At 62.3% G+C, this 16,173-nt stretch carries 12 protein-coding genes and 1 pseudogene; 5 read left to right on the top strand and 8 right to left on the bottom strand.

The features are described from left to right. The first annotated feature begins 84 nt into the window (after nucleotides 1-84). Complete coding sequence (locus tag QNO18_RS12995; RefSeq protein ID WP_283177999.1) at nucleotides 85-687, top strand: hypothetical protein; 603 nt, start codon at nucleotides 85-87, stop codon at nucleotides 685-687. A gap of 270 nt (nucleotides 688-957) precedes the next feature. Here the strand turns inward: QNO18_RS12995 and QNO18_RS12990 are convergent, their stop codons facing one another. From QNO18_RS12990 to QNO18_RS12955, 8 genes are all read right to left on the bottom strand, one after another. Further along, complete coding sequence (locus QNO18_RS12990) at nucleotides 958-3,378, bottom strand: FAD-dependent oxidoreductase (RefSeq protein WP_283177998.1); 2,421 nt, start codon at nucleotides 3,376-3,378, stop codon at nucleotides 958-960. A gap of 56 nt (nucleotides 3,379-3,434) precedes the next feature. Next, complete coding sequence (locus QNO18_RS12985; protein WP_283177997.1) at nucleotides 3,435-4,349, bottom strand: hypothetical protein; 915 nt, start codon at nucleotides 4,347-4,349, stop codon at nucleotides 3,435-3,437. Continuing rightward, complete coding sequence (locus tag QNO18_RS12980; protein ID WP_283177996.1) at nucleotides 4,346-5,641, bottom strand: branched-chain amino acid ABC transporter permease; 1,296 nt, start codon at nucleotides 5,639-5,641, stop codon at nucleotides 4,346-4,348. Before QNO18_RS12980 ends, QNO18_RS12985 begins: the two co-directional genes overlap by 4 nt. A gap of 1 nt (nucleotide 5,642) precedes the next feature. After that, nucleotides 5,643-6,647 (bottom strand): branched-chain amino acid ABC transporter permease, encoded by a 1,005-nt coding sequence (locus QNO18_RS12975; RefSeq protein ID WP_283177995.1) that lies wholly within the window; start codon nucleotides 6,645-6,647, stop codon nucleotides 5,643-5,645. Further along, entirely contained in the window at nucleotides 6,647-6,967 is a 321-nt protein-coding gene (locus tag QNO18_RS12970; protein WP_283177994.1) for a hypothetical protein, read from the bottom strand. The genes QNO18_RS12975 and QNO18_RS12970 overlap by 1 nt, the downstream gene beginning before the upstream one ends. A gap of 207 nt (nucleotides 6,968-7,174) precedes the next feature. Next, entirely contained in the window at nucleotides 7,175-7,888 is a 714-nt protein-coding gene (locus QNO18_RS12965) for an ABC transporter ATP-binding protein (protein WP_283177993.1), read from the bottom strand. A gap of 66 nt (nucleotides 7,889-7,954) precedes the next feature. Next, the gene (locus QNO18_RS12960) at nucleotides 7,955-8,737 is read right to left on the bottom strand and encodes an ABC transporter ATP-binding protein (protein ID WP_249495457.1); all 783 of its coding nucleotides are present in this window, start codon (nucleotides 8,735-8,737) and stop codon (nucleotides 7,955-7,957) included. A 144-nt stretch (nucleotides 8,738-8,881) separates the two neighbouring features. After that, entirely contained in the window at nucleotides 8,882-10,084 is a 1,203-nt protein-coding gene (locus tag QNO18_RS12955; protein WP_283177992.1) for an ABC transporter substrate-binding protein, read from the bottom strand. Between the two features lie 245 nt (nucleotides 10,085-10,329). Between QNO18_RS12955 and QNO18_RS12950 the strand changes: the two genes are divergently transcribed. The 4 genes and pseudogenes from QNO18_RS12950 to QNO18_RS12935 all read left to right on the top strand — a co-directional run bounded on the left by QNO18_RS12950 (nucleotide 10,330) and on the right by QNO18_RS12935 (nucleotide 16,153). Continuing rightward, nucleotides 10,330-11,472 (top strand): PQQ-dependent sugar dehydrogenase, encoded by a 1,143-nt coding sequence (locus tag QNO18_RS12950; RefSeq protein ID WP_283177991.1) that lies wholly within the window; start codon nucleotides 10,330-10,332, stop codon nucleotides 11,470-11,472. 161 nt (nucleotides 11,473-11,633) lie between these two features. After that, a pseudogene (locus tag QNO18_RS12945) lies at nucleotides 11,634-12,665 on the top strand (IS5 family transposase). Nucleotides 12,666-13,041: 376 nt separating this feature from the next. After that, complete coding sequence (locus QNO18_RS12940) at nucleotides 13,042-13,854, top strand: pyridoxamine 5'-phosphate oxidase family protein (protein WP_283177990.1); 813 nt, start codon at nucleotides 13,042-13,044, stop codon at nucleotides 13,852-13,854. 178 nt (nucleotides 13,855-14,032) lie between these two features. Beyond that, the gene (locus QNO18_RS12935; RefSeq protein WP_283177989.1) at nucleotides 14,033-16,153 is read left to right on the top strand and encodes a TonB-dependent receptor; all 2,121 of its coding nucleotides are present in this window, start codon (nucleotides 14,033-14,035) and stop codon (nucleotides 16,151-16,153) included. Nucleotides 16,154-16,173 lie beyond the last annotated feature (20 nt).

Here is a 16,173-nt window from a genome sequence, read left to right as displayed (position 1 = left end):
TTCGGAGATCCCTGGACGACAGGGGCGCGCCTGCCCCGGGAATGTGTATCTCAGGATCGTGTCCGAGGCGTTCGGCCTTGTCTCTTGACCGCTGCGAGCCCTTTTCCAGACCTGGCGCTGTTGCATCTCGTCGATGTCTCGCCGTCCGTTTCCAAAGATTTTCGGCAATTCGGCACGCGCATGACGTGCGGGGCAAAGCTGGGAGCGGGGCCGCATTTTTCGGGATCCGGGCGCGAGACCACCTCACAAAACCGGATCGGCAACGCATGGATCGACATGCTGGATGTTGAAATCGTGGGCGAATGTGCCGAGATGATCGATGCCTCCCTGCTGTTCGGGAAGAACCGAGGTGTGACACCTTGCAGTTCCGGAACGCTTGCCGAAGCGGTTTCAGGCGGGGTCACGGTTCCTATAGGCGGCCCTGAAGTGGTTCTGAAGTTCTTCGAGGCCCTGCGCTTTGCGGAGGGTGCCGTTCAGGATCGCCCACAAGGTCGCTATGGTTGCATCCACGCATGGTGGACGCGGGACGGCGGCAGCAATTCATGGTTTGAGCCTGACCCTGCGATCCTGCGAAACCACATCATGATGAGCTGGCTGCTCGAGCGCAATTCCATGGTGCTGGAGGAAAAGGTGATCGAACGACGGTTCCACTGCCTTCAGCCCGCGGCGAAAGAAACTGATCTATAGGTGAGGCGTAGCGCAAGCTTTCATCGCAACGGCGCATTCTGGGTGAGATTGCATGAAAGCCAGAAACTGCTTGCGCGACAGCTTCTCGCGAAACACGATCGCGCCCTCTGTCGCTTCGTGCAGTTGACAGACCTGTTTCGTAAGGTCAACGCCGATGATCGATGCCTCGTCCTTACTGGTTCCTGCCGATCCTGTCCGGATCCCTATGGGATATAAGTGCTGTCAGGAGGGGCGACCAACCTGTCATCACTGATCGGTCGCGGTGTCAGATCAGTCGCGCATCCGGCCGCCATCGTCCCAGACCGGCGCCAGATGCACCCGTGCCGGGCGGCGCTCGCCGAGGATTTCGACCTCCAGCGCCAGACCGTCTTCGACGCGGCCGGCGGGAATGAAGCCCAGTGCCAGGGACTTTCCGGTCCAGTGGCTGTAGCCGCCCGAAGTGCACCAGCCGACGACTTTTCCGTCCAGCCAGACCGGCTCCCAGGCCACGACATCGGCATCGCTGACATCGACCTCCATCGTGACAAGGCGGCGCGCGGGGCCGGTTTCGCGTTCCTTCAGCGCGGCCTCTTTGCCGATCCAGTCGACAGGTTTTGTCCAGGCGATGAACCGGTCAAGACCGGTCTCGGCCGGGGTGTAATCGGGCGAGAATTCGCGCCCCCAGGAGCCGAACCATTTGTCGAGCCGGAGGCTCATCATCGCCCGCATCCCGAAGGGGGTGATGCCCAGATCCGCGCCGGCCTTCATCAGGACCTCCCAGAGATGGCGCACTAACATCTGGTCGCAAAAGATCTCATATCCCAGATCGGCGGTGTAGCTGACGCGTTGCACAAAGCAGTTCGCCATGCCGACGGTCATCGGCTTCACATCCATGAATTTGAACGATTTCGCCGAGACATCGGTGCGGGTGACGCGCGCCAGCAACTTGCGGGCATTCGGCCCGGCGATGGTGAAGCCGGATCGCGTATCCGAGATGTTCTCAACGGTGACGCCCGGCGCGGCATGGTCCTGGAACCAGCGCAGATGCCAGCCTTGCGCGCCATAGCTGGCGGTCAGCTGAAACTCGGTCTCAGACAGGCAGGAGACGGTGAAATCGCCGATGATCTTGCCCGAAACCGCCAGCATCGGGGTCAGCGAGATACGGCCCGGTTTCGGGATGCGGCCGGCCATAATCCGGTCGAGCCAGGCGCGGGCACCGGCACCTTTGACGAGGTATTTGCCGAAATTCTGCAGCTCATTGATGCCGACGCCTTCGCGAAGGCCCCTGACCTCGCGCGCGGTGGCCTCCCAGGCATTGGAGCGTTTGAAGGTGGGCGTCTCATAGCGCGGCTCGCCGGGCAGGGCGAAGTAATTCACCACCTCAAGCCCGTATTGGCTCCCCCAGACCGCGCCCATCCCGTCAAACACGTCATACATCGGCGTGGTGCGGAAGGGGCGGGCGGCCGGGCGTTCCTCGTTCGGGTAAGAGACGTTAAACCGCATCTGGTAGTTTTCGATGACCTTCGGCACGGTATAGCCGGGGCTGGTCCAGGTGCCGAAACGCGCCACGTCAAAGCCGCGCGGGTCACGTTCGACCTCGCCTTCGATCATCCATTGCGCCAGTGCCAGTCCCATGCCGCCGCCCTGGCTGAAGCCCGCCATGACCGCACAGGCCGACCAGTAGTTTTTGAGCCCTGGCACCGGGCCGATCAGCGGGTTGCCGTCGGGGGCAAAGGTGAAGGGCCCGTGGATCACCCGCTTGACGCCCGAGCGTTCCAGGACCGGGAAGCGGCGATAAGCGAAAGCGACGGAATCCTCGATCTTGTCGAAATTCTCGTTCAGGAGCTCGTGTCCGAATGTCCAGGGCGTGCCGTCGAGTGCCCAGGGCTCGCAGGGTTTCTCATAAAAGCCGATGCACAAACCGCGACCTTCCTGGCGCAGATAGCTCTCGCCGCCCGGATCCATCACATGCGGGAACTCGCGGCCCTGGGCGAGGATCTCCATGATCTCGGGGATGTCCTCGGTCACCAGATACTGATGCGCCATCGGCAGAAGCGGAAGGTAAACGCCGGCCATGGCGCCGATTTCCCGCGCCCAGAGGCCGCCGGCATTCACCAGATGTTCGCAGGTCACGGTGCCTTTTTCAGTCACAACCTCCCAGCCGTCTTTCGTCGGGTTCGTCTCCAGCACGCGGTTATTCAGGACAATCACGGCCCCCGCCATTCGCGCGGCCTTTGCATAGGCATGGGTGGTGCCCGAGGGATCAAGATGCCCGTCCAGCGGGTCGTAGAGCCCGCCGATGATGCCGTCGAGATTGACCATGCCATCGGTCAGTTTTGAAATCTCGGCAGGCGAGAGGATCTCGGTATCGAGCCCCATGTAGCGGTGTTTCGCGCGCTCGGCCTTCAGCTGTTCAAACCGCGCCGGGTTGTCGGCCAAAGTCACGCCGCCAACATGGTGCAGCCCGCAGGACATGCCGGTGATCTCTTCGAGTTCCTTGTACAGCCGGATCGTATAACCCTGCAGCGCCGCCATATTGGTGTCGCCGTTCATGGTGTGAAACCCGCCCGCCGCGTGCCAGGTCGATCCCGAGGTCAGCTCCGAGCGCTCGATCAGCATCACATCCGTCCAGCCGAGCTTTGTCAGGTGGTAAAGCACCGAACACCCAACCACCCCGCCGCCAATCACCACAACCCGGACTGATGTGCGCATAGCCATCCCTTTCAGATCATATCGGGATTATCGGGCGCACCTGGCGGGATTCTTGTTCATCGGCGACTTTGAGTGTCGTTTATACAGCAGGTCTCGGCGATGCGACGGCAGGCGCGGGCCAGTTCCGGCCATACCGCGCCGATTGCCGCAGGAGACCAGACCCCTTTGCGGCCGCGCCCGTCGCGGATTGGGCTGCCCGTTGCCAGCTGGCCAAGCTGTTCGGCTTTGACCTCGGGCCCGTTCATCGTCACCACCGCGATATGGCGGCGCCGGGCGGCGATCCAGGGCAGAGCGGCCTTGATCCGGGGCCAGAACGGCAGTTTTGACATGAATTCGCGCCGCAGCATCACGGCGCAATCCTTCGGCACGGCCCGGATGATGTCGCGTGCGAGCGAGGAGATGATGACGTCATCAATATACATGCCGCCTGCGGTCGTATCCAGCGGATCTTGCAAAATGGCCGCGTAGAGGCTGGCCGGATTGGGAGTAACGCCTGAGTGAAATGCGAGGACCGAAGAGTTCCCGACCGGAAAATGCGCCCCCGGGCGCAACCGGTCGAGCAGCCGGCGCAGCCGCGAAAAGCCAAGCCCGGGAGGGGGCAGCATGAAGAGGCTCGTTTCATCCGTGACCAGGGCCGCCAGACGCCCCAGATCACCGATCACCGCCGAATCGAGGTCGATATAGATGCAGCGCAGATCGCGGGGCGTGATCTCGGGCGAGAGCACCGCGAGTTTTGCACGGTAGCCGGGCAAAAAGAATTCCGGCTGGTTGAAGGGGGCAGGGAACAGGCATTGGCGGATTCGGGGATCGAGATCCGGACGCGGGCGGTCGCTGACCAGCACGGCCTCGCGCATCCCGGGCGAGTGGTCAAAGGCCCCCTGGACGATGCCATTGATATGCGCGGCGCCATAGCGCTCCCCCCAGATCGCCAGGATGAGCGCGAAGGGCAAGGGGCCGGGTTCTCGGCTCATTTCTCGGGGATCAGCCCGCGCGGTGCAAAGCGCAGCACCAGCAGGAGGATCACCCCAAGCATCAGGAGCCGCATATGCGCCGCAGATTCCGCCAGCTGGGTTTTCACCGGTCCTGCCGGCAGAACCGAGGTCAGCCAGCCCATGATCATCGGCCCAAAGGATTCTGCCGCCAGATAGAGCCAGCCGATCAGAATGCCGCCCAGAATGGCGCCCTTGTTATTGCCCGAACCGCCAACGATCACCATCACCCAGATCAGGAAGGTAAAGCGCAGCGGTGCATAGCTTGACGGTGTCAGCTGGCCATCAAGCGAGGTCATCATCGCCCCCGCCAGCCCCACCACGGCAGAGCCGAGGATGAAAATCTGCAAATGGCGGTATTTGACATTCTTGCCCATTGCGGCGGCCGAGATTTCATTGTCGCGGATCGCGCGGGTCATGCGCCCCCAGGGGCTGTTAAGCGCGCGCTCACACAGCCACAACAACACCAGTACAACGATGGCAAACAGGCCCGCGTAAAGCAGTTTCACCGCAATGGCCGAGGCCGGAACCGGATCGGCATTCACCAGCCCGATCCAGTCGGTGAAATCCGGGTTGCGCTGCAGCTCCAGCTCATATGGCACCGGCCAGGGGCGGGGCAGGTCGATCAGGTTCTTGACCCCGCGCGCCAGCCAGTCCTCATTCCTCAGCGCGGCAATGATGATCTCGCCGATCCCCAGTGTCGCAATGGCGAGATAATCCTCGCGCAGACCAAGCGCCACTTTGCCGATCACCCAGGCCACGGCCCCCGCCAGAGCCGCACCCACTGGCCAGGCCCAGAGCGAGTTGAGCCCGAGACCACCGATATGCCCGGCTTTCGACGAGTCATTCGCCTCGACCGCCATGACGGCAGGGTCAAGCAGCGCGCGGTAGATGAAGAAACAGACGAGCAGGAAAGCGATGGTCGCCAGCGTTCGCGTGCTGCCCTTTGGCAGCTTTTTCTGCATCCAGACCGCCAGCACGATTGCAATGGCGCCAAAGACCAGCGCCGAGAGGATTTCGGGCGTGCCGGCCTCCCAGGCGCCGGCGACGGGTTTGCCCGAGACCAGCGCCACCCCGACGCCGCCAAGGGCGACAAAGCCGACGATCCCGGCCGAGAAGAGCCCGGCCCAGCCCCATTGGATATTCACACCAATCGCCATCACCGCCGAGATCAGCGCAAGGTTCAGAATATTGAGCGCGAGGTTCCAGCTTTGAAAAAAGCCGGTCAGCAGGAAGAGAGCCGCGACGCCGGCAAAGAGAAGGGTATTGCGCATCTTATTTGCTCCCCATGATGCCGTTGGGCTTTACCAGAAGCACGATGATCAGGATCACGAAACTCACCGCCACTTTGTAATCGGTCGAGAGCGCCTGGTAGAGCCCGTCGCCCAGCCAGCCCTCCGGCGTCAGATAGCCGAGGATCTTGCTCCAGGCGTTGGTGATCAGGATTTCCGAGAAAGCGATGACAAAGCCGCCGATGATCGCGCCGATGGGCGAGCCAAGCCCGCCGACAATGGCGCTGGCAAAGATCGGCAGCAGCATCCCAAAATAGACAAAGACCCGGTAGTTTTTATCAAGCCCGTAAAGCGTGCCGGCAATGGTCGCCAGCGCCGCGGCGATGATCCAGGTCACCATCACCACGCGGTCCGGATTGATCCCCGACAGCAGCGCCAGATCTTCATTGTCGGAAAAAGCCCGCATCGACTTGCCCGTGCGGGTGCGGTTCAGAAACCAGAACAGCGCCGCAACGCAGATCACCGCGACGATCACGGACACCGCCTGTGAGGTGCGGATCGCCAGAGGCTCGGCGAGGCCCGTGGCGGCGCGGAAGGCGGCGGGTGGCAGCAGGAAGCGCTCGCCATCGGCAAACTGAATCTCGCGTGTGCCAAGGATCATCCGCACCAGGCCATTCATCACGAACATGACGCCGATCGAGGCGATCATCAGGATGATCGGTTTCGCTTTGGCACGGCGGTAAAAGCGGTAGACGACGATATCAGAGCCCAGCACCAGCACCGAGGTCGCGATGATCGCGAATGGCAGCGCGATCAGTGCTGTCGGCAGCGGGCCGGCAGAAATGCCCCAGCTTTGCAGCATCCAGGTGAAAAGGATCGCCATCACCGTGCCAAGCGCCATCGTGTCGCCATGCGCAAAATTCGAAAACCTCAGCACCGCGAAGACCAGCGAGACCCCAAGCGCGCCAAGCGCCAGCTGGCTGCCATAGGTCAGCCCCGGCACCAGTATGAAATTGGCGAAAGCCACAAGGGCGTTGAGAATATCCATCAGCCCGTGGCCTCCGTGCAAATCAGCATCTCGGTCTTGTTTTCCGACCAGCCATTGACGCCCTGCAGCATCAGCTGCGCGCCATTCGACGGGGCAAGAAAGAAGACACCATAGAAATTCGGGCCGATCTGGCCCCCGTAAACAAGATCGCCGCCCGAGGTTTTGTCGAGCATCACAAGATCGGTCGCATAGCCCTGGCTCTGGACCTCAATCTTTTTCGGGCCGGCATGGGTGCGGTAATGGCGGCTCGTCTCTTTGCAGCTGCCGCCGGAACATTCATACCGGACGCTGCAGTCGAGAGTGCGGGCGCTTACACTCACGGGGGCAGGGTGCAAAGGACTGCCATGACAAGCGCCGCTTTCCTGGCTGACAGGGGCAGAGCCGCGAGGGGCGCGCTCATATGAAATGAGCAAAAGTGAGCAAAAGCATCACATCTGAAAACCGCATTGCAGCTGAGACGCCGGACCGCCAAAGCGGGGCCCGAAGAAAGCAGCACAGGGGCCAGCGGGGGGATGCTGCGCACCTTTTCAGCCCCCTAGGAAGGATCTGCGGACCTCCGGGTCCGACAGCAGCGCCGCACCCGAGTCGGTATAGCGGTTCGCGCCCTGAACCAGCACAAAGCCCTTATCCGCGATCTCCAGCGCCTGGCGGGCGTTTTGTTCCACCATCAGGATCGAGATGCCGGTGCGGGCGATCTCAATGATGCGGTCGAACAGCTCATCCATCACGATGGGCGAGACCCCGGCGGTCGGCTCGTCGAGCATCAGCACCCTGGGCCGCGTCATCAATGCGCGCCCGACCGCGACCTGCTGGCGCTGGCCACCGGAAAGCTCGCCCGCCGCCTGGTTGCGCTTTTCCTTCAGGATCGGGAACAGGTCATAGATCTGCGCCATCGTATCCTGGATCCCTTCATCCTCGCGGATGAAGGCGCCCATTTCGAGGTTTTCCTCGACCGTCATCGTGGTGAAAATGTTCTGGGTCTGCGGCACGAACCCCATCCCTTTGCGCACCCGCGCCTGGGGAGAGAGTTTCGTGATATCCTCGCCATCCAGCCGCACCGTGCCCGAGCGTAAGGACAGCATGCCGAACACCGCCTTCATCGCGGTGGATTTGCCGGCGCCGTTCGGGCCGACGATCACCGCGATCTCGCCCTTTTCGACGGCGAGGGTACAGGAATGAAGGATATCAACCGGGCCATAGCCGCCGGTCATGTTTTCGCCGATCAGAAAAGGATGCGCCATTACGCCTCCCCGAAAGTAAGAATGTTGAAATTACCCTGATGCGCGGGGAGATCCCGACCCACCGCCTCATGCGCCGGCCTTCAGCTTGTTCTTCAGGCCACGGCCCAGATAGGCCTCGATCACGCGCTCATCGGCGCGGATCTCGGCGGCGCTGCCTTCGGCCAGCACTTTGCCTTCGGCCATGACGATCACCGGGTCGCAGAAGCGGCCGATGAAATCCATATCATGCTCGATGACGCAGAACGTATAGCCGCGTTCCCTGTTCAGCCGCAGGATCGCATCGCCGATCGTGTTCAGAAGCGTGCGGTTCACCCCGGCGCCGACCTCATCCAGAAAGACGACTTTCGCGTCGACCATCATGGTGCGGCCCAGCTCCACAAGCTTTTTCTGACCGCCGGAAATCTGGCTCGCCTTGTTATCGGCGATATGGCTGATGGTCAGGAAGTCCAGCACCTCATCGGCCTTGGCGCGGAGCCGCTCTTCCTCTTCGCGGATTTTGCCGCGTGAGAAGAGGGCGTTCCAGAGATGCTCGCCATGTTGGCTCCCCGGGACCATCATCAGGTTCTCGCGCACCGTCATCGATCCGAATTCATGGGCGATCTGGAAGGTGCGCAGAAGGCCTTTGTGGAACAGCTCATGCGGCGCAAGGCCGGTGATCTCTTCCCCATCCATGAAGACCTTGCCGGATGTCGGCGGCAGCCGGCCGGCGATCACATTGAACAGGGTGGATTTCCCGGCGCCGTTCGGACCGATCAGCCCGGTGATCGTGCCCTTGCGGATCTCAAGACTGGCGCCATCGACAGCATGAAAGCCGCCAAAATGCCGGTGAAGGTTCTCGACCCGGATCATGCACTTCCCCTGATTGCCCCCGCTGATACTGCCGTCAGACGCGGCCGGGTGGCGCTTTGTTTGTCACAGGCCCGCGCGGATGCACGGGCCTGCAGGGCCTGTCAAGGCAGAGACCGGGGCAATTGCCCCTACGTCAGCCGGAAATCAGTGATATTTCACCGTTTCCCACTTGCCGTCCTTGATTTCATATTCGCGGTAGCGCCCGGTGACATCGCCATTCTCCAGGAAGGTCACGCCGGTGGCGCCTTCATAGTTGATGGCTTTGCCGGCCGCGATCAGCTCCAGCGCCTTGCCCAGCTCGCCGGGGTTGATCACCTCGCCCGAGCCATCGGCGGGGCCATTGGCGACTTCCATGATCTTGTCTTTGTAGACCTTGGGGTCGGTCGACCCGGCGGCCTGCATGGCAAGGATCATGATCGCAGTCGCGTCATAGGTGTTCGGCGCAAAGTTGGTGGTGCCGTCAAAGCTCGGGTCATTGGCGGTGGCCAGGTCCAGATAGGTCTGGTAGCCGGCCGCGTCTGACGACGGGTGCTGACCGTAAGACCCTTCCAGCGGGGCGCCAATGGCTTCGGTCAGGGATTCCCCGAACATACCGCCCGGCAGGCCGAAGGTCGTGAAGGCGCCGGTGTCGACCGCGGCCTGGATGATGCCTTTGCCACCCTGGTCGACATAGCCCGCCACCACGAGCACATCGCCGCCCGCTGCGGCCAGCGCCGCGACTTCGGCCGAGTAATCGGCTTTGCCATCGTCATGCGACGCGTTGATGGTGACCTTGATCCCCTTGGCTTCGGCAGCCGCAGCAATCGCATCCGCCTGGCCCTTGCCGTAATCCGAGTTGGAATAGGAGATCGCGATCGACTTCACGCCACGCTCGGCCAGAATGTCGCCCATGATGATGCCTTCGCGGGCATCCGAGGGCACGGTGCGGAAGAAGAGACCTTCATCCGGATCATCCGACAAGGCCGGCGAGGTGGCAGAAGGCGAGATCATCACGATCCCGTTCGGCATGGCCACATTGGTCAGAACGGCGCGGGTCACGCCCGAGCAATCGGCGCCGATGATGCCCTTGACGCTTTCCGAGGTGATCAGGCGTTCGGCGGCTGCCGTGGCGAGGGCCGCATCAATGCAGCTGCTGTCTGCGCGCACGCCCGAGAAAACCCAGCCATTGGCGGCCTTGCCGGAGTCGTTCACTTCTTTGATCGCCATTTCCGACGCCAGCGCCATATTCGGCGCGATGGTTTCGATGGGGCCGGTGAAGCCGAGCAGGATGCCGAGTTTCACATCCTCAGCCGAGGCCGAGCCAGCCGCCAGCGCGCAGGCCGCAGTGGCCAGCAGAAACTTTTTCATTGATATCTCCCTGATTGGACCGAGATCCTTTCCCGACCCTAGCCGGGCCGATTTCAAAAGAAAAGCGCCGAAAAATCCAGTTAAGAGGGATAAATTCCTTATCCGCCCTCGCAGCGCGGGAGAGCCGCCCCTATCTTTTCTCCCGAAGACTTAACCTGGAGATCTGACCGGAGATGCTGCCCGGGGCTTTGGCGGCAGCTTTGCCGGACGCTCTGGCAGTGGGACGCGGAAGCGAGGGGGGCGTGATGATCAAATCCGTAGTGAAGACGGCTCTGACCGGCCTGGCGTTTGCGCTGCTGGGCGGTGCGGGGGCCGCCGGGGCGCAGGGCAGGGTTGAGACCTCGGCTGGCCCGATGGAGATCACCCGGGTGGCAGCGGGGCTAGATATGCCATGGGGCTTTGCCTTTTTGCCCGATGGCAGCCTGCTGGTTACCGAAAAGGGCGGCAGGCTTTTGCGCCTTGCCGAAGGCGGGACACAGGCGATCAGTGGTCTGCCGGAGGTGGCCGTGCTGGGGCAGGGCGGGCTCCTGGATGTGATGGTGCCGGCCGATTTCGCCACCAGTCGGGAGATCTGGCTGACCTGGGCCGGCCGGAGCGGCGAGGGGCTTGCGACCATGGCCGGGCGGGGGCGTCTCTCTGCGGATAACAGCCGGCTTGAGGATTTCGCGACCCTGTTCATCGGCGATACAGCCGCCGCAAGCCGGCATTTCGGTGCGCGCATCGTCGAGGGGGCCAGGGGCAATATCTTCATCACCACCGGCGACCGTGGCACCGGCCCGGCGGGGCTTGAGGCGCAGGACCCGACCCTGAGCCATGGCAAGGTAATCAGCATCGCGCGTGATGGCAGCCCGGATGGCAGCCCGGAGGTCGCGCAGACCGGCTGGCGCACTGGCATCTTCTCGATCGGGCACCGTAATATCCAGGGCGCCGCCGCCATGCCCGATGGTGGCCTTCTGGTCTCGGAACATGGGGCGAAGGGCGGTGACGAGATCAACCTGTCACAACGGGGCGAGAACTTCGGCTGGCCGGTGATATCCTACGGGGTGAATTACAATGGTACGAAGATCGGCAGCGGCACTCATGCGGATGGTATGAACCAGCCTCTGCATTATTGGGATCCGTCCATCGCGCCTTCGGGTCTGATGGTCTATTCGGGGGCGCTGGTCCCTGCATGGAAGGGCGATGTCTTCACCGGCTCGCTCAAGCTCGATTTCATCTCGCGGCTCGATCCGGAAACGCCTGCCGCCACTGGCTGGGCGGAAGAACGGATCACCGCCCCCGAGACCAGCCGCGTGCGCGACATAAGGGAGGGGCCCGATGGGGCGATCTGGTTCCTGTCAGAAACAGCGGGCGCGATCTATCGCCTGGCCCCTGCCGACCAGGGGTGAATCCCGGCAAATCAGGGCTATGGGTGCTCCGGCGCCTCTGGTGGCTGGTCCGGCCAGTTCAGGGTTTTCGCACTTTGGCGCCACGTCAGATCATTTAGGCTATGTTGCACAAATCCGGTGACTGGATTCACGTTTTGAATCCAATGTGATAACCAGGCGGCATGAGCAGGCCGGCGCGCCCGAGTTACAAGACCAGGAACTGGCCGACCTGCAATGAAGTGCTCAAGCGCCGAGGCTCGCCGACGATCTGGTTCGACCCCGGGATGAACTGGGTTGCCGCGCCGACGGGCAAGCGTGGCCGGCAGCAGGCCTGCAGCGATGCGGCCATTCAGAGCTGCCTTTCGATGAAGGTGTTGTCCGGCATGGCGTTGCGACAAATGACGGGGTTCGTCGAGAGCCTCTTGCGGCTGATGGGTCTGAACCGGGCGGTGCCCGACTTCAGCACGCTGTCTCGCCGCCGGCAGAGACTGGCCGTGACCATTCCGTATCGCGGTTCCAAAGGGCCGCTGCGCTTGCTGATCGACAGTACGGGGATCAAGGTCGAGGGTGAAGGTGAGTGGAACGCCCGCAGGCATGGCGGCCCCAAACGGCGGGTCTGGCGCAAAATCCAAATCGGCATCGACGAACGAACAGTGGAGCTCCGCGCCGTCGGGATCACGGGAAGCCACATCGGTGATGCTCCGGTTCTGCCCGACCGGATTCCCGAGGATCAGGAGATCGGCAGCGTCACGGCAGACGGTGCCTGCGACACTCGCAAATGCCATGACGCTATTGCCGGGCGTGGCGCAGATGCGGTCATCCCGCCTCGCCGGAATGCGCCCCCCCCGAAGACCGTCACCGCCGGTGCCATCGCAGGCAACGAAGCTTTGCGGTCATCGAAGTATCCGGGCCGCACCCTGTGGCGACGATAGAGCGGATACCACCGCCAGAGCCGCGTCGAAACCAGGATACACTGTGTAAAACTTCCGGGTCAGCGTCTCACGGCGCGGGACTTCGATCGCCAGGTCGCGGAACTTCTGGTTCGGATCGCCGTCATGAACGGCTGCACTGCGCTCGGAATGCCCATCACAGAGCCGGGAAACAGGTCTGTCCGGGGAAGGGGAAACCTCGGCTATCAGCCAATTTATGCAACAGAGCCACGAGCAGGTCGTCAATGCCCGGCAGAAAGCTCCGAATTGGCGGATGGTCTTTAAAAACTCACTGCGCTATCGGGCCAGAACCGCTTCACCTCATCGGGGGCATCGACCGCTATGAGGATTTCGCCACCAGGTTAAACAGGCTCCTGCGCACACAAATCAGCGCCGATGTGCAGGATCGCAAATCGGGGCACAGATTCGATCTGCCGGATCACGTCGCGGAACAGGCCCATCGTCTTCCGGGCGAGGAATGTCACTGGTTCAACAAGTTCGTGGCAACCTCTGCCTGAAAGATCCAGCGCGTCCCCAAGGTCCTTTCTTCACCTGCAGGACACTGGCTCCGGAAGGGCTTGAAGCAGGCCCCGCCTCCGGGATAGGGTTCGGGCAGATGCCAGCCATCCGGCAAGCCGACCGACCTGCCGGAGAGTGAACCATGGGCGCCAGCGCCATCACCCCGCGCCGCGTGCCGATCAACCAGACCGCCGCCGCGCCTTTCGATGCCCGCCAGATGGCGCGTGATCTCTTGCGAAACTGCCGCAGCATTGCGCTGGCAACGCTCGATCAGCACAGCGGCTATCCTTACAGCACGGTGACCAATCTCTCGGTGGAACCCGATGGCAGCCCGCTGTTCTATGCTGCGGGGATCTCGCTGCACGCGCGCAATATCCTTGCCGATCCGCGGGTCTCGATGACGTTGGCGCAGGCCGAGGGGCTGGATGTGGTCAGCGAAAGGCGGATGACGCTGGTGGGGCGCGCGCTCCGGCTGGAGGGCGAGGCCGCACGCATCGCGGGCGAGCGTTACCGGCGCCGCTTTACCAAGGCCTCGGCCTATATCCCCCTGAAAGATACCATGTTTTTTCGGGTGGAGGTCGAGGCGATCCATTTCAATGGCGGGGCTGCGCGCAATACCGATCTGCTGACCGTGGCGGATCTGCGCTGCGACCTCGCCGGTGCCGATGATCTGATGGGCCATGAGGCCGAAGAGATCACCCGCCTCCAGGCCGACCGCGAGAGTTTTGCCTTTCTGACCGCGAAGGCCGGCGGCGCGCGCGGGCGCTGGCGGATCGCGGCCATCGACCCCGAGGGGATCGACCTGGCTGCTGAACGCGCCCTGCACCGGATCTGGTTTCCTCAGCGCGTCACCAGCCGGGCAGAGCTGCGCGCGATGCTCGCGGGGCTGAGCGTCCAGGCCCGGGGGGTACTGCCTGCCGTGGCAGCGATGCCGCAATTTCGTGGGAAACCTTAATCTCTGTTTAATAATTGCACGCTGCTGCATTGCCCCGGGCGGGACTATTTCCTAAAACGCTGGCGCCCGGGCGTGATGCGCCGGGCATCCGACCAGATCCGAGACAGTTGGGCCAGGATATCTGTGGCTCCGGCGATCCAGGGGACGTCATTTCCCTGAGACAGATCCGGAGACAGCAATGTCCTATCATCATGGCGCATATCCGCGCCTTTTCTCGACCAGATTCCTTGCGCTTTTGCTGGGCAGCAGCATCCTGGCGCAATACCCGCTTTCCGCCACCGCACAGACCACAGGTGAAGAAGAGACCAGCACGGCGGTGCCGCATAACCTGGGCACCATCTTCCTGACCGGCGAAGGGCTGACGCTCGGCGTCGCAGGCGATGCGGTCTATGAGACACCGGCCCCGGTCAGCGCGATTTCCGGCGCCGATATCCTTGGCCGCTATTCCGGCAATGCCCAGACCGCGTTGCGCGCAATCCCCGGTGTGTTTTCGCGCCAGCAGGCCAACCAGCCGGGGATCGAGGTCAATATTCGCGGCACGAGCGGCTATGGCCGGGTCACCGCGATGATCGACGGCGTGCCGCAGACCTTCAGGAATATCGGCGGCCACGAATCCTCCGGCGGCTCGATGCTTTACGTGCATCCCGAGCTGACCGGCGCGGTCGAAGTGGTGCGCGGCCCGGTTTCGGGCGCCCATGGATCCGGCACCCTGTCCGGGGCTGCGAATTTCCGCACGCTCGCGATTGATGATGTGGTGCTGGAGGGCGAGACGCGTGGCGGGATGCTGCGGCTGAAGGGTGGCTCGAACGGCTATGACCAGTCGGGGATGCTGGCTTACGGGCAGCGCTTTACCGGCCTTTGGGGTGGCGACGGCGAGGTCAATGTGATGGCCGCCATCGCCCATACCTCGCAAAGCGATTACGAGAATGGCGACGGGATCGTGGTCGCGGGCAAGGGCGCCTCGAATTCGCCGAAGGGCGGGCTGGTGAAATTCGAGGTCAAGCCGAATTCCGAACATACATTCGTATTCGGCACCCGCTGGTATCGCAACCAGTTCATCAACTCGAACTACAACTGGGATATCGACAACCAGACCGATACGCTGTCCTGGAAATGGCGGCCGGACAATCAGTGGATCAACCTTGATCTCGAACTGTTCCATAATGAGGAAGAGCTGAACTACCGCCCCGGTTCGACCGGTGGCTATACCGGGCGGCGCACCGCTGATGTCACCAAAGGGGCGAGCCTGACGAACCACGCCAATGTCGATCTGTCGAATGGCGTGAACCTTGATCTGACCTTCGGCGTCAGCTGGCAGCAAAACGACTTCAGAACCTATGAGCGGCGCGGTGGCAACCATCCGGGAACGCTCGACAAATCGTCGCTGTTTTCCGAAGCGGTGGCCGATTTTGGCCGCTGGAGCCTGATCGGTGGTCTGCGTTATGACCATTGGGAAGTTTCGGGCACCCGGACGGCCCCGGCGAATGAATATGTCGAACGCTCGGGCGGCGAAGTGCTGCCGAAGCTCGGTCTCTCCTTCGATCTGACACCGGAGATCGAGCTTTACGGCACCTATTCCCACACCTTCCGGCCGCCAAGCTCGCATGAGGTGTTCTATGCCAATGTGCCGTTCAACACCGGTGTCGGCAGCTCGAACAACAACAATCTGGATCTGAAGCCGGAACTGTCGAAAGGCGTTGATCTCGGCGTGAACTGGCGGCGTGACGGGCTGTTCAGCGCCGATGACCAGGTGCGGCTGAAGGTCGGTTACTTCAACAACCGGATCAAAAACTACATCGTCAATGATCTGCAGGGCGGCGTGGTTCGCTGGGTGAATACCGATGGCACGGTGAAAAGCCATGGCGTCGAGATCGAGGGCGCTTATGATGCCGGGCTCTATTACGTCAATATCGGGTATTCCGACAGCAAGACCGATGATGTGCCGACGGGCTTCGGCACCGGTGGCGGCAATGGGGAAGGCTCGATCCAGCCTGACCGCGTGGCGACCGTGGATTTCGGCGTGCGGCTCCTGGATCAGCGGCTGCAACTCGGCGCGCAATATCGCTATGTCGGTACCGGTAAAGAGGCCGAGTTCTTCAATGGCTGGCAGGAGACCGCTGCCTACGACCTCTGGGATCTCTATGGCAGCTATAAGGTAAATGACACGGTTCAGGCCTTCTTCTCGGTCGAGAATGTTACCGACAAGACCTATGGCTATGCTGGTTCGGGGCTGAACAATTACCGGTCTGAATCCGGGCGGGGCCGGACCTTTATCATGGGGATGACCGCGCGGTTCTGATCGGATATCGCGACTGAAAC

Origin of the sequence: Gemmobacter sp. 24YEA27 (genome assembly GCF_030052995.1) — a bacterium.
Taxonomy (GTDB): Bacteria; Pseudomonadota; Alphaproteobacteria; order Rhodobacterales; family Rhodobacteraceae; genus Pseudogemmobacter.
The sequence above is the reverse complement of the archived record's forward strand: the minus strand, read 5'-3'. Positions and strand labels throughout refer to the sequence as shown.

Bases quoted from the DNA above. Each gene is read 5' to 3' on its own strand.
- QNO18_RS12955 (WP_283177992.1), bottom strand. From the start codon at position 10,084: ATGAAAAAGTTTCTGCTGGCCACTGCGGCCTGCGCGCTGGCGGCTGGC.
- QNO18_RS12935 (WP_283177989.1), top strand. From the start codon at position 14,033: ATGTCCTATCATCATGGCGCATATCCGCGCCTTTTCTCGACCAGATTC.
- QNO18_RS12950 (WP_283177991.1), top strand. From the start codon at position 10,330: ATGATCAAATCCGTAGTGAAGACGGCTCTGACCGGCCTGGCGTTTGCG.
- QNO18_RS12990 (WP_283177998.1), bottom strand. From the start codon at position 3,378: ATGCGCACATCAGTCCGGGTTGTGGTGATTGGCGGCGGGGTGGTTGGG.
- QNO18_RS12975 (WP_283177995.1), bottom strand. From the start codon at position 6,647: ATGGATATTCTCAACGCCCTTGTGGCTTTCGCCAATTTCATACTGGTG.
- QNO18_RS12980 (WP_283177996.1), bottom strand. From the start codon at position 5,641: ATGCGCAATACCCTTCTCTTTGCCGGCGTCGCGGCTCTCTTCCTGCTG.
- QNO18_RS12985 (WP_283177997.1), bottom strand. From the start codon at position 4,349: ATGAGCCGAGAACCCGGCCCCTTGCCCTTCGCGCTCATCCTGGCGATC.
- QNO18_RS12965 (WP_283177993.1), bottom strand. From the start codon at position 7,888: ATGGCGCATCCTTTTCTGATCGGCGAAAACATGACCGGCGGCTATGGC.
- QNO18_RS12960 (WP_249495457.1), bottom strand. From the start codon at position 8,737: ATGATCCGGGTCGAGAACCTTCACCGGCATTTTGGCGGCTTTCATGCT.
- QNO18_RS12940 (WP_283177990.1), top strand. From the start codon at position 13,042: ATGGGCGCCAGCGCCATCACCCCGCGCCGCGTGCCGATCAACCAGACC.